Below are 12,233 nucleotides of genomic sequence, written 5' to 3'. Positions count from 1 at the left end.
CGAGGTGACCCTTGCGGATTCACGCGGTGTTGATGAGTTGGCCGGCGCGTTCGGGCTCGTCTACCTGTACGTAGTGTCGCGCGTCGAGTAGGTGCAGGTCCGCTTTGGGGAACAGTTCCGCGAAGCGCAGTGCGACCCGGCTGTTGAGATTCCGGTCCCGTGCGCCGAAGACGATCCGTACGGGTGGTGTGAACCGGCGCAGGTCCGGGATCCGGCTGCGCCTGCGCAGTAGTGTGCCGAGCAGGTCCTCGTTGAGGCGCCAGAACGCGGGCTGGGTGGGTGGGAAGTCTCGTACCATCTGCGGGACCAGTTCGCGGCGTACCTCGGGATCGCTGATGAATGTGCCGACCTGCCAGCTGTACAGCCGGCTTTGCACTGCGGGGCGACGGTGGGCCAGGGCGCGGGCGATGGTGCGCACTCCGGGGCGGAGAAGAGGGCGATCGCCGTTGGAAGGCGCAGAGCGGGAATCCATTGGTAGTACGTGTTGAGCAGCACCAGCGCCGCGATCCGGTCGGGATGGCGCAGCGCCCAGTCGATGGCGGGCGGCCCGGACGAGTCGTGCGCCACCAGGACCACCCGATCCTGGCCCAGGTGCTGCGCCACCGCGTCCAGTACCGCGGCGACGTCGAGTGTCTGGTTGTCGGCCGTATACGGGTAGCCCGCCGGCTTGTCGGAGCGGCCCCAGCCCAGAAGTCGAACCGCACCACCGGCCGCGACTCGTCCAGGTGCGGCATCAGCCGGTCGTACAGATGGAGGTTGTCGGGGAAGCCGTGCATCAACACGATGGGCACTCCGGTGCCCGGCCTCACCTCGTTGTACAGCCGATGCCCGCTACGCACCACCTGGAGCTGACTCACGGTCACCAGGCGACCGTAACAGCGGCATCGCGCGTGGTAAGGGCAGTCGCCGCAGATTGCCGGACGAGTGTATGCCGCAGCGATCATGTTGCTTTCCAGACCAGATCCGGCAAAGCCGTGGCTTGAGCGCTATGAGACAGCAGGCCGTGTTGTTCGTAGCTACGGTGAGCGGCGGCCCACGGAGGCGCTGTCACGACCACAGGAGATGCCACCCATGACGCACCCACAGACCAAGGTCCACCGCATGTTCGAGCTCGTCGAACCGATCGCCACGGTCACCTTCTCCGAGGTGCCGAACGAGGCGTTCCTGGCCATCGGCATGCGCAACTACTGGGACGGATACTTCGCGGGCCGGGCCGCGCCGCTGGGGCTGGCACCGGCCGCGGTGGTGCACGCGGTCTTCTACAACTTCGCCGACGGCGAGGTGGCGCGCCACATCCCGTGGGTGTGGGGGAGGACCACCCCGCAGGAGGCGATCGCGGTGCGCGAGCGGGGCAGCGCCGCCGCGCTGCGGCAGATGATCGGGCAGCTCGCCGACTCTCTCGATCTGGTGCGGGTCGCCGACCTCGCCACCCGAGCAGCGGTCAGCGCGCCGACCGAGGGCCGAGCGCTGTACGCCGGACTCCGGGCGCTCGACGTGCCCGCGGAGCCGGTGGCCAGGCTTTGGCACGCGGCGACGCTGCTGCGAGAGCACCGTGGGGACGGCCATAACGCCGCCCTCCTCGCCCACGGCATCGGCGGCACCGAGGCCCATGTCCTCCTCGCTCTGTCCCTCGGAATGCGGGCGGAGGAGTTCGGCCGGATCCACCACCTGCCCAAGGCGCAGTTGGCCGCTGTCGTCGACGGGCTGCGCGGCCGGGGCCTCGTGAGCGCCGCCGGCGAATTCACCGACGCCGGCCGGGAGACCAGGGAACGGATCGAGGCCCTCACCGATGAGCTGGCGGCGCCGGCGTACGACGTACTCAGCGCGGACGAGCTCGACGAGCTGGTCGCGGGGCTAGAGCCGATCGCCGTCGCGGTACAGGCCGTCGACGCCTGATCGAAACCATACGGAGCACCCAGCAGACGACAACGACAGGCAACGGCGTACAGAAGGGCTGTCGACCTCGATGCCAGCGCCCTCGGCGCGGCAGATGAGCATGCACCCGGCCCACCGCCCCAAATTCCGGGCCGTCAGTGTGACAGCACATTTGCTGTACTTTGGTGCCGTACCCCGTCCGGGGTACCGAAGGTTGATCGCCTCGATTGCGGTCTGGCGTAAGGCTTCGGATATGGATAGTACGTTTTCGGCGGCACGAGATCACGAGGTCGTCGCAGCGATACCTAGGCGTACAGGTGCGGGTTTGAGGGTCGTCGGTCGCGCCCCGCATGGGAGGCTCGACGGCGCGATCTACGCTGAGTGGCCCGACGGTTGACAAGCCGTGGTGACTCGTTTTCTGGGCCCACTTGCCGCGGCACAACCTATTAGATCCGGACACCTGCGTTCGGGGTCGTTGACTACACGCAGCGACGGGCGCCTGTGATCAGCGCGCGCCTTCACAGCGTCTACGGCCGTACGAGCGACCCGGTGGATGCGCACTCGGTCGCGATGGTCGCGCTGCGCGGCCCGAACCTCGTGCCCGCGAGTGTCGATGCGGACCTGGTTGTCATGGGAATGCTGGTTGACAGTCGCGATGAGCTTGGGCCGCACACGGACTCAGGCCGTCAACCGGTTGCACCGGTTGTTGTTGGACCTTTTCCCCGGTGGGCGAAGCAGTTCCTGTCCGCGCGCCAGCCACGTGCGTTGATCGCGATCATCAGACCCAGGGACATCGTGGGCAAGACAAGACGCCGCCTCGCCGTCGAACTGATCGGTGAGTTCGAGAGCACCGACAAGAATCGCCCTGGGAATGCTCGGCGCTCCATAATGGTGGATGGCGATCGGAGGGTGGGATGAGTCGGGCCACGCGGAAGTTGCAGCGGCAGTACGAGGCGCTGACCGGGCAGGCGGAGGCGTTACGGGAGCGCGGACGGACCGCCGAGGCGTTGGCTCGGTACCGGGAGGCGCTGGAAGGCGCGGAGCGGCTCGCGGCGGCCGACGGGCGGCACACGTTCGACGTGCTTCGGCTGCGGGCGGACATCGAGGTGCAGGAGGGAATTGCGCAGCTCGCGCGGGGATGGGGAGCATCCGCGGTGCTGCACCTCGACCGGGCGGTGAACGGGCACCTGTACCTGCTGCGGGAGAGCGGGCGGCGGGCCGACGAACGTCAGCTGGCGCTCGTGCTGTCGCGGTCGCTGCTGGTCAACGCCGAAGCGCTGATGCGGTACGGCGACCCGCAGCTTGCGGCGGCGGCTGCCGATCTCGGGTTTCGGGGCTACCTCGGGCAACATCGCACCCGTGGCTGGAATGTCGCCCACATGGGGGTTCTGGCGACGAACGCGTCGGCGATTCTGGCTCGAGCCGGGCGGCTGGCGGACGCCATCGAGGCCGACGCGATCGCGGTCAAGGCGGTCGGAGAGAGAGCGGAAGGCAGCGGAACCGGCGACGATCGGCGATGCCTGGCGACCACGCTGGCCACCTGGAGCATGCATCTACTGGCGACCGGTGACACCGAGCACCGTCAGCAGGCCGCTGCCTGCCTTGCCGACGCGCGGGCGCTGGACGCGGCGGCGTCCCGGGAGGCGCAGGAGGACTGGGAACGTATCCAGGCCTCGCCGCCAGCGATCACCCTAGCGGATGCGCTGCGGGTCGCCGAGCAGGAACTCGGGCAGATCCCCGCTGACCTGCCGGCCACGTACACCGATCCGCCGACCAACGTCGTCAGTCCGTCTGGGCGCACCGACCCGCACCTCGCCGCGATCGATGCCGCCAAGCTGGCCGGGATCGCGGTCGAATTGCTGCCCCGCTCCCCAGCCGAAGGCCTGCGGATCGGGCTGGAGGGCCACTATCTGTTCGCCGCCGGGGCGCTGACCGCGCCGCTCGGCGAGCGGGCGGCAGCGGTCTGGGTCGAGCTCATCCTGGCGTGCTGCCGCGTGCTCGACGACGAGCCGGACCCCTCGGTGGCGCTGCCGCTGGCAGTGGACCTCGCGTCGCATAACATCCCACTCATCGACGCGCTGTTGCCGACGGTCGGCGACAATTCCGCGCTCGGGCGGCTGCTGCGCGACTGCGTGGACCATCACGCGCAGCTACTGGACCGTGCCGGCGACCAGGCATCGGCGGAGCAACTGCGGTTGACGGCGGCCGGCCTCGGCCCCGCCTCATAGGCGTCCCGTGAGAGCAAGTCGGCATCGCCGGTGGTGAGCGGGTAGTGAGTTGAGACTCCCCGCCGGCTGCGTGCGGCGCGCGCGGGCTTCAGACGGTGTCACCACCAAGTCGTGCGGTCGAACAAGCGACTCAGGCCACGTCGAGCTGATGTCGCCGAGCCTGGCCACGATCTCGAGCGGTGCTCCACCCTTGCAGCCGTAACAATTCCGCCGGCCGGCGCTCATTCACCATGATGACTTCATTGACGTACTCAACTCGGCAGTTCCGGACGCCGACCGACACCAGAGCCCGGTCACGAAGCGTGACGACTCCGCCTGCGCGCGGCGCGCACGGACGGCGGCCTGGGGGTGAGTTGCGATGCGCCGATTCGGGGCGCGGACCGGGCCCGGCTGAGGGTGCGGCCCCGAGCACTTGGTGAGGACCATGTGGCGCCTGTCGATTGGGTCGTTCCCGGCTCCGTCCTGCTCACCCGACGCCCCGGCGGGGAAGTCTTGGGCTATGGGATAAGGAGCCAGCGACCGCGCTGGCCGCCGCTGGCGACCTTGGCGTACGCCGCCGCCGCGTCTGTGAGCGAGACGGTGCCGGCGATGCGGAGTTCGAGCAGTCCGTCGGCAGCGAGCTGGAGCAGCTCGCCCAGTGCGGCACCGTCGGGCTGGGTGACGACTGACTTGATCTGGATCCGCCGTACGGACTCGGCCGACTGTCCGGGATAACCGACGTACACGCCACCGTCGCGCACCGCCGGGATCGCGTCGTTCTGCAGCGCGGCGGCGTCGAGCACGACGTCGTATGCCGGCCCCGGGAGTTCGTTGACGACCTGGTCGGCGCCGGCGTTGCTGACGAAGTCCACGTCGCGTGCCCGGGCGAGCCCGGTGACCCGCCAGCCGGCCCGCGCCGCCAGGGCGACGGCATATCCGCCCACGGCACCGGCCGCGCCGGTCACCAGCAGGCTCCGCCCCTCGGGCGGGCCGAGGAGATCGAGCCCCTGGCGTGCGGCGAGTGCGTTGAGCGGTATCGATGCCGTAGCCAGAGGATCGAGACCGACGGGCACGCGGGCCGCATCGGCAGCCGCGACGACAATGCTCTCGGCGTGGGCCCGGCTCGGGGCGGCGGGGTCCCGATCGAGGGCTGCTACCCGGTCGCCAATGGCGAAGCCGTCGACCTGGGCGCCGGCTTCGATGACGGTCCCGGTGAGGTCCGAGCCCAGGCCGGTCCCGCCACGCAGGCCGAACACGGCCCGGCCCCGCTCGGTTGCCAGGAAGACGTCGATCGGGTTGACGGCGGCAGCGCTGATGCGGATCCGCAGGCCCGTAGGGCCGAGCGGTGCGGGCTCGACGTCGGTGAGCACCGGCGTGTCGGCGCCGGCACGAGTGATGAGTGCGCGCATTCGGTTCCTCCTGCATTTGGTTGCCACACCACCTTCGGTGACTTACATTCTTTTGGGAAGTAGGCACTTTGGAGTGCGGTGCGCACCTGGAGGTACGTCGTGGAGGTATCCGCCCAGCAGCCGAAGCCGCAGTTCAACGCCTTCGCAGCGAGCTGCCCCAGTAGGCGCCTGCTCGATACGATCGGCGACAAGTGGGTGAGCCTGCTGATAGTCGCGCTCGGCCTGCGTGGTCCGCTGCGCTACTCCGAGCTGTCCTCGCAGATCGCCGGGGTGAGCCAGAAGATGCTCACCCAGTCCCTGCGCCGGATGGAGCGCGACGGTCTGGTGACGCGCACGCTGACGCCGTCGGTGCCCGTCCGAGTCGACTACGAACTGACCTCGCTCGGCCAATCGCTGCTCGCAGTGATGAGTCACCTCAAGGAGTGGGCCGAGGTACACATGCCCCAGGTGGAGGCGGCGCGGGCAACCTACGACGCGGCCAATCGTTGATTCGAGCCCTCTCGACGTAGCCGCCCGGTGTATCGAGGCCGCCCCAGACGAATACCAAGGGCGCCAGCGATGCGCACGTGCATCGCTGGCCGCTATGCCCTGCCCACCCTCACCGATGCCGGCCGGGACAATGTCGTCGACACCGCCCCTGGCCACGTCGCGGAGGTCTGTGGCCGGCCATCGTCCGCTCACGAAGGCACAGGTAACGCAGCTCGCGGCCATCGGCGATTGGATCGACATTGGATCATCCCCGCATGCGCGGGGAGCAGACTCGGGAGCAGTACAGGATGGTGCGGGCGGCCGGATCACCCCCGCATGCGCGGGGAGCAGGACATCACCCCGATCCAAGCGGGGACGTTGGCGGGATCACCCCCGCATACGCGGGGAGCAGATAGCGGTCCACTGGACCGCGACATTCGACCAGGGATCACCCCCGCATGCGCGGGGAGCAGGCTTCCTGAACTGCTGCGCTAAAGATCAACTCTGTCATTTTTCTTCACTTTGGCCCGCAAGGTCATCTTTCCTCGGTGCGCCCCCAGAACGTGGCGTGGCCAGCTTGGAGGCTGGGTGCAGCGTACAGGGACCCGCTCAACGCTCACGGCCGAAATCGGGTGTACATCGACTGTTAGCACCTGCATCGGGCGGACACGTCACGCCGCCCCCGCCCGGATTCTCCACACGATCCTGTTAAGTACACGCTGGTCGCTGGCGCGAGGACGAGCATTCGCGACCGATGGCGGCAGGTAGATCGCGAGCTTTGCCCACTTAAGATCCGATAGCTCAAAACAGCGAATCACGGCTTACGCCATCCGACACCGAGATCCTATGAGGACGGATGTTAGCGTCTGGTCAGAGCGACAAACCCGTGCCACTGTCCAGGGCTGAAGATCAGGACGGGTCCCTGCGGGTCCTTGCTGTCCCGTACGAGGACCCGGCCGGGGAGGTTGTCGGCCACCTCGACACAATTTGTACTGTCGCTGCGCGTCGACTTGTGCCAGTTCGGGGCGGTGTTCACGTCCATTTCTCGGCCGTCCTCATGATCAGTTCGAGGCTTTGGTTACTAGGAAGAGCGTAGTCCCGGATGGCTTCCCAAGCGCCTTCCAGGTCCGTCGTGGCATCCGGGCTCTCGACGACGCGACCCTCCAAGTGTCCTTCCAGGAAGCCGACCGACCGGCCGTCCACGGTTGCGATCGCCAGCGGGCCATCCAACCCCACGTAGGGGCCGGCGTTGAACGGAACGACCTGCACCCGCACGTTGGGATGATCAAACGCCGCCGCCAGGGCATTCAACTGGGCACGCATGATTTCTGCGTCACCGACTCGGCGGTGCAGGACCCCTTCGTCTATGACCGCGACCAACTGGCAGGGGTCGGGCCGACGATGCAGGATTTCCTGCCGACCGACCCGCGTCGCCACCATGCCGTCCACGGAGTCCGCCTGGAGGCGACGCCCTGTCAGGACAGCTCGGGCGTACGCCTCGGTCTGGAGGATGCCCGGAACTACCAGCGGGTGATAGACCCTGAGCAGGCTCGCCCGGCCCTCGTGCTCTATGAAGGGTCGGTACCAGACCGGGATGAGTTCGCCCTTCACGAACATCCGGTAGAACTGCATGAACGCAGTGCCGAATGCGCGATCGACGGCTGCCAGATAGTCCGGGAGCGCTGGCCGCTCGCCTCGTTCCACGGCGCCGACGTGCTTAGCGGAGAAGTGGATTCGCTCTCCCCACGCCTCTTGGGTCAGCCCGAGAAGCTCCCGCGTCCGGCGAAGGTCCTCTACCAGATATTGACTCGCAGACATAGGTCTTCACGTCCCCCAAATCACTCCGGTCCTCATGGTCATCTCTAATGGCTTGCCGACGGGTTTCCCGCGCCCGACCAGCATCTTCCGGCGTAATGGACCCACAGTCCAGGGTGGAATTCGGGTTCCCGTCCGGCCCCGTGACCTTCCAATCCGGACGGGATTCCTACGAGGGCGGTGCCAATGTTCGGAGCCTGGCGCCGCCCTCGTCCAATTCCGCCGACGGGAGGCATAGATCATGAAACTCTGGCGCAGAATGAAGCCCTACCACCGACGGAACTGGCGCCGGCTTTGGCGCTACTGCCGATGCGGCTATCGGTGGCGCTGCCCGGACTCAGTCGAGTTGGTGCCGATGCCCTACCAGCCACCGCCACCGCCGCCACTTTCCCGCGCGGACTACCGGGCCGCCGTCCGCGCGGCGGCCTCCGCGCCGACGCGCACGGACACACCGTCCCGCCCCAGGGCGAGCAACCGTCGCCACGCCTGGGACGGCCCCGCCCACGCCCGTCTGGCCAACGGCCGCACAGGCGGCGTGACTCCGACACCGCAGCACCGGTCCCGGCGCACTACCGCCTGGGCGTAACCCGTGATCGGGCCGCAGGAGCGCTGGTACCGGGCCGCGCGACGGGCCGCACAACGGCGTTACCCGGCTGGCCGGCACAGCCCGGCGCGGACGTACCAGTGCCAGACCTGCCAGGACCCGTGGCCGTGCGCGGCGGCCCGCCTTGCCCTGCTGATCGGCTTCAAGGGGGACCGGGTGGGGCTGATGATGTACCTCGCCTCGCACCTCGCCCGCGCACTGCAAGCGCTGCCCGACACGCATCCCGCGCTGATCGCCGGTCAACTGCTCTACTGGGTGCCCCGGCGCCGCTGATCCGCCTCATCACCCCTGGCCCGCCCCGGACCGCCTCCCGCTGGTCCGGGGCGGGCTGCTTGCGAGCATGACGGCCCGACGGAAGCTATACGTCCGATGTATCGAGGCGATCTCACCGGGTGACCTGCCGGCAGAAGGTCCAAAAAGACCGTGGACAGGGATTGACGGATGCAAGACATCCAATGTTAACTGCAAATCACAGACATGGGTCGATGGTTACCCGGAGGTCAGTACGACCTCGGGGTGGCGACCGGCCCGGTCCGTCTCGACGTCGCTCCCCGTTTCGGCGGATGGGGAGCTGTACCGGCCTCCGGGGCGCGAGACATCATCCACCGGACGATCTAGAAGGGGATCGTGTCGATGAAGATGGACACGCCGATCCGCGTCATGCTCGCCGCCCTGCTCACCGGGGGCCTCGTCGCCACCGGCCCGGCAACCCCGGCCGCAGCGGCGCCCACGGACGCAGCGTTCAATTCGAGCACCGGCGCACTGAACGTCAACTACGCCAACTACCTGTCGAAGCACGACATCGTCTACAACCGGCCCAACACCAACCCGATCCACGGGCTGACCGTCGGCAACGGCAAGACCGGCGCGATGGTGTGGAACCAGAACGGCCTGTCGATGCAGGTCTCCGGGGTGGACCTGGCGCAGCAGTCGACGTACGCGGCCGGGAACGTCAACCTGTTCAGCAACCCGCAGATGGACACCGGCTACACCACGTTCCAACAGCGCCTGTCGCTCTATGACGGCACGCTCACCACGAAGTACGACAACAACCGCACGGTGACCGTCATGGGCTCGCCCAACTCCGAGGTGATGGGCATCCACGTCGAGGACACCCGCCCCGGCGTCACCAGCATCGGCCTCGACCTGAGCCTCTGGGACCTGAACAGTGTCCAGAACATCGCCGACGTACCCAATTTGACGACCTGGCGCACCGCGAGCACCTTCGCCGACGCCACCGGGGTCGGGATCAGCCGGGGCCAGGCCGACCCGAACAACTTCGGCTACACCCTGGCCGCGACGGTCGAGGGCGCCAGCTACACCTCGCAGGTGGTGAACGGCACCCGGGTCCGCCTGAACATCACCCCGACCAGCAGCTACACCATCTGGTTCACCGCCGCGTCCCGGATCAACTCGCCGAGCCAGAACTCGGTGCAGCAGGCGAAGAACCAGCTCGCCTCGGTGAAGAGCACCGGGTACGCCAGCACGCTCAACAACTACCGCAACTGGTGGCACAACTTCTGGGCGAAGTCGTTCGTGCAGTACTCCAACTCGGCTGGCGACGCCGACTACCTGGAGAACGTCTACTACCTGGCCACCTACATGATCGCGGCTGGCGGCTTCGGCAACTATCCGCTGCACTTCATCAACGGCGTCTTCCGGGCGACCCAGGACAACTCCAAGTGGAGCAACGGCTACTGGTACTGGAACCAGCGGGACGTCTACAACTCGTTCTACGCCTCGAACCACACCGACCTGATGGCCGGGTTCAACCGGCTCTACAGCCGCAACCTCGGCGCGCTGAAGTCGTACACCACCACCCGGTACGGCAGTGACGGGCTCTGGGTGCCGGAGACGATGGGCTGGGACGGCAACGCCCGGGGCACCATCAACAGCGACTACGTCAACGACCTGTACTCGACCGGCACCGAGGCCGCGTACAACATGTACCTGCAATACCGGTACACCAACGACGAGACGTACCTGCGGAACACCGCGTACCCGTACATGCGGGAGGCGGTGAAGTTCTACGAGGACATCCTGTCCCGGGACTCGGCCGGTCGGTACTTCATGGCCAACTCGAACGCGCACGAGACGTACTGGGACGTCAAGAACGCGATCACCGACCTGGCGGCGGTCCGGCTGCTCTTCCCGCTGACCATCGCGGTGAGCCAGCAGCTCGGGCTCGACAGCGGCCTGCGGGCCAACTGGCAGAACATCGTGAACAACCTGGCGCCGTACCAGATCTCGAACGGCGCGTACCTGCCGCACGACCCGCCGTCGTCGCCGACCCGCAACGGCGAGAACGTGGCGCTGGAGCTGGTCTGGCCGTACGACCTGACCGGCATCGGCTACCCCGACTATCAGACGGCGGTCAACACCTTCAACGTCCGGCCGCACCCGTACGGCAACGTCTGGGCCAACGACCACGTGCACGCCGCCCGGCTCGGCCTCGGCGAGCAGGCGTTCCAGGGCATGCGGACGATGTTGCAGAAGTACCAGAACTACCCGAACGGGATGACCAACAACACCAACGGGGTGTTCGAGTACCTCGGCATCCACCTGGCCGCGATGAACGAGTCGCTGATGCAGTCGTACAACGACAAGATCCGGGTCTTCCCGGCGGTGCCGAACGACTCCAGCTTCGTCGGCAAGTTCACCCTGCTGGCCAAGGACGGCTTCCTGGTCAGCTCGGAGCGGGAGGCCGGCGAGATCAAGTACGTCGGCCTGCGCAGCCAGTACGGCAAGCAGGCTCGGGTGGTCAACCCGTGGGGCACCCAGCAGGTCCGGGTCCGGCGTACCTCGGACAACGCCATCCTGGCGACCAGCACGGCGGGCGAGATCACCTTCGCCACGGCGGCGAACACGGTGTACGTGCTGGAGCGCACCGCCAAGCCGCTGACCAACTACACCGGCACCACCCTCACCGGCACCGCCAACCAGGGCGTCAAGTCGCTCCGCAACACCGCGTCCACGCTCGGCCTCGGCAGCGCCGGTGGCGGCGGCGGTAACGAGTTGGTCAACAACACCATGCTGACCTACGACGCGAACTGGCACCTCACCACCGCACGCGGGTACGGCGACTACAACGACGACACCCACCACAGCACCACGGTCAACGCGGCGGCGTCGTACACCTTCACCGGCACCGGGGTGGAGTACCTGTCGGAGCGGTTCAGCGACATGGGCAACGTCGACGTCTACCTCGACAACGTGTTCCAGGCGAACGTGAACCTGAACGCCTCCGGCGCACGCCAGGCCCAGCAGGTGGTCTGGAGCCGGACCGGGCTGACCAACGGCTCGCACACGATCCGGATCGTCAACAAGACCACCTCGGTCGGCATGATCGACGCGTTGCGGATCCTGACCGGCGGCGGCAGCACGCCCGGCGGCGGCTCCAGCCTGCGGGCCCAGGCCAACAGCCAGTACGTCAGCGCGGCGAACGCCACCACGCCACTGGTCGCCAACCAGGCCAGCACCGGCGGCACGACCCAGTTCGACGTCGTCGACCTGGGCGGTGGGAACGTCGCGCTGCGCTCCCGGGCGAACGGGATGTTCGTCTGCGCCGAGAACGCGGGTGCGGCGGCCCTGGTCGCGAACCGGGCCTCGGCCGGCGCCTGGGAGACGTTCGCCCTGGTCCGGAACTCCGACAACACGGTGAGCCTGCGGGCGCAGGTCAACAGCCAGTACGTGGCCGCCGAAAACGGGGGAGTGGATCCGCTGATCGCCAATCGGCCCTCGATCGGCCCCTGGGAGAAGTTCGACCTGGCAGCCGGCTGAACCGGGGCCGGCGTCGCCCTCACCCCGGCGCCGGCCCCGGCTTCACCCCGTACTCCTCGCCCCACCCCACCCCCA

General features: G+C 67.8%; 10 protein-coding genes and 1 pseudogene. 6 read left to right on the top strand and 5 right to left on the bottom strand.

Annotated features, from left to right (window positions below):
- Positions 1 to 19 precede the first annotated feature (19 nt).
- Complete coding sequence (locus ACFP2T_RS07445) at positions 20 to 376, bottom strand: alpha/beta fold hydrolase (RefSeq protein WP_377418989.1); 357 nt, start codon at positions 374 to 376, stop codon at positions 20 to 22.
- Positions 377 to 492: 116 nt separating this feature from the next.
- Positions 493 to 690 (bottom strand): annotated as a pseudogene (locus ACFP2T_RS07440) (alpha/beta fold hydrolase); the annotation flags it as partial.
- 381 nt (positions 691 to 1,071) lie between these two features.
- On the opposite strand from ACFP2T_RS07440, the gene ACFP2T_RS07435 reads away from it, so the two are divergent.
- From ACFP2T_RS07435 to ACFP2T_RS07425, 3 genes are all read left to right on the top strand, one after another.
- Positions 1,072 to 1,896: an SCO6745 family protein gene (locus ACFP2T_RS07435; RefSeq protein WP_377418986.1), complete on the top strand. Its 825-nt coding sequence runs from the start codon at positions 1,072 to 1,074 to the stop codon at positions 1,894 to 1,896.
- A 528-nt stretch (positions 1,897 to 2,424) separates the two neighbouring features.
- On the top strand, positions 2,425 to 2,793 hold the full coding sequence (locus ACFP2T_RS07430; RefSeq protein WP_377418984.1) for a hypothetical protein: 369 nt from the start codon (positions 2,425 to 2,427) through the stop codon (positions 2,791 to 2,793).
- Positions 2,790 to 4,103, top strand: coding sequence for a hypothetical protein (locus tag ACFP2T_RS07425; RefSeq protein ID WP_377418981.1), 1,314 nt, complete (start codon positions 2,790 to 2,792; stop codon positions 4,101 to 4,103). Before ACFP2T_RS07430 ends, ACFP2T_RS07425 begins: the two co-directional genes overlap by 4 nt.
- Positions 4,104 to 4,600: 497 nt before the next feature.
- Here the strand turns inward: ACFP2T_RS07425 and ACFP2T_RS07420 are convergent, their stop codons facing one another.
- Positions 4,601 to 5,491 (bottom strand): zinc-binding dehydrogenase, encoded by an 891-nt coding sequence (locus ACFP2T_RS07420; protein ID WP_377418978.1) that lies wholly within the window; start codon positions 5,489 to 5,491, stop codon positions 4,601 to 4,603.
- 99 nt (positions 5,492 to 5,590) lie between these two features.
- Here ACFP2T_RS07420 and ACFP2T_RS07415 point away from each other — a divergent pair, with 99 nt between their 5' ends.
- Positions 5,591 to 5,980, top strand: coding sequence for a winged helix-turn-helix transcriptional regulator (locus tag ACFP2T_RS07415; RefSeq protein WP_377418975.1), 390 nt, complete (start codon positions 5,591 to 5,593; stop codon positions 5,978 to 5,980).
- An 838-nt stretch (positions 5,981 to 6,818) separates the two neighbouring features.
- Here the strand turns inward: ACFP2T_RS07415 and ACFP2T_RS07410 are convergent.
- Positions 6,819 to 7,001, bottom strand: a complete 183-nt coding sequence (locus tag ACFP2T_RS07410; protein ID WP_377418972.1) for a DUF397 domain-containing protein — start codon at positions 6,999 to 7,001, stop codon at positions 6,819 to 6,821.
- Positions 6,992 to 7,777 carry a helix-turn-helix domain-containing protein gene (locus ACFP2T_RS07405; protein ID WP_377418969.1) on the bottom strand — a complete coding sequence of 262 codons (786 nt, stop codon included), beginning with the start codon at positions 7,775 to 7,777 and terminating at the stop codon, positions 6,992 to 6,994. The genes ACFP2T_RS07410 and ACFP2T_RS07405 overlap by 10 nt, the downstream gene beginning before the upstream one ends.
- A gap of 586 nt (positions 7,778 to 8,363) precedes the next feature.
- On the opposite strand from ACFP2T_RS07405, the gene ACFP2T_RS07400 reads away from it, so the two are divergent.
- Positions 8,364 to 8,651 (top strand): hypothetical protein, encoded by a 288-nt coding sequence (locus ACFP2T_RS07400; RefSeq protein WP_377418966.1) that lies wholly within the window; start codon positions 8,364 to 8,366, stop codon positions 8,649 to 8,651.
- Positions 8,652 to 9,011: 360 nt separating this feature from the next.
- The gene (locus ACFP2T_RS07395; protein WP_377418963.1) at positions 9,012 to 12,158 is read left to right on the top strand and encodes a glycosyl hydrolase family 95 catalytic domain-containing protein; all 3,147 of its coding nucleotides are present in this window, start codon (positions 9,012 to 9,014) and stop codon (positions 12,156 to 12,158) included.
- Positions 12,159 to 12,233: the final 75 nt, after the last annotated feature.

Origin of the sequence: Plantactinospora solaniradicis, from assembly GCF_042658085.1 — a bacterium.
GTDB lineage: Bacteria > Actinomycetota > Actinomycetes > Mycobacteriales > Micromonosporaceae > Plantactinospora > Plantactinospora solaniradicis.
The sequence above is the reverse complement of the archived record's forward strand: the minus strand, read 5'-3'. Positions and strand labels throughout refer to the sequence as shown.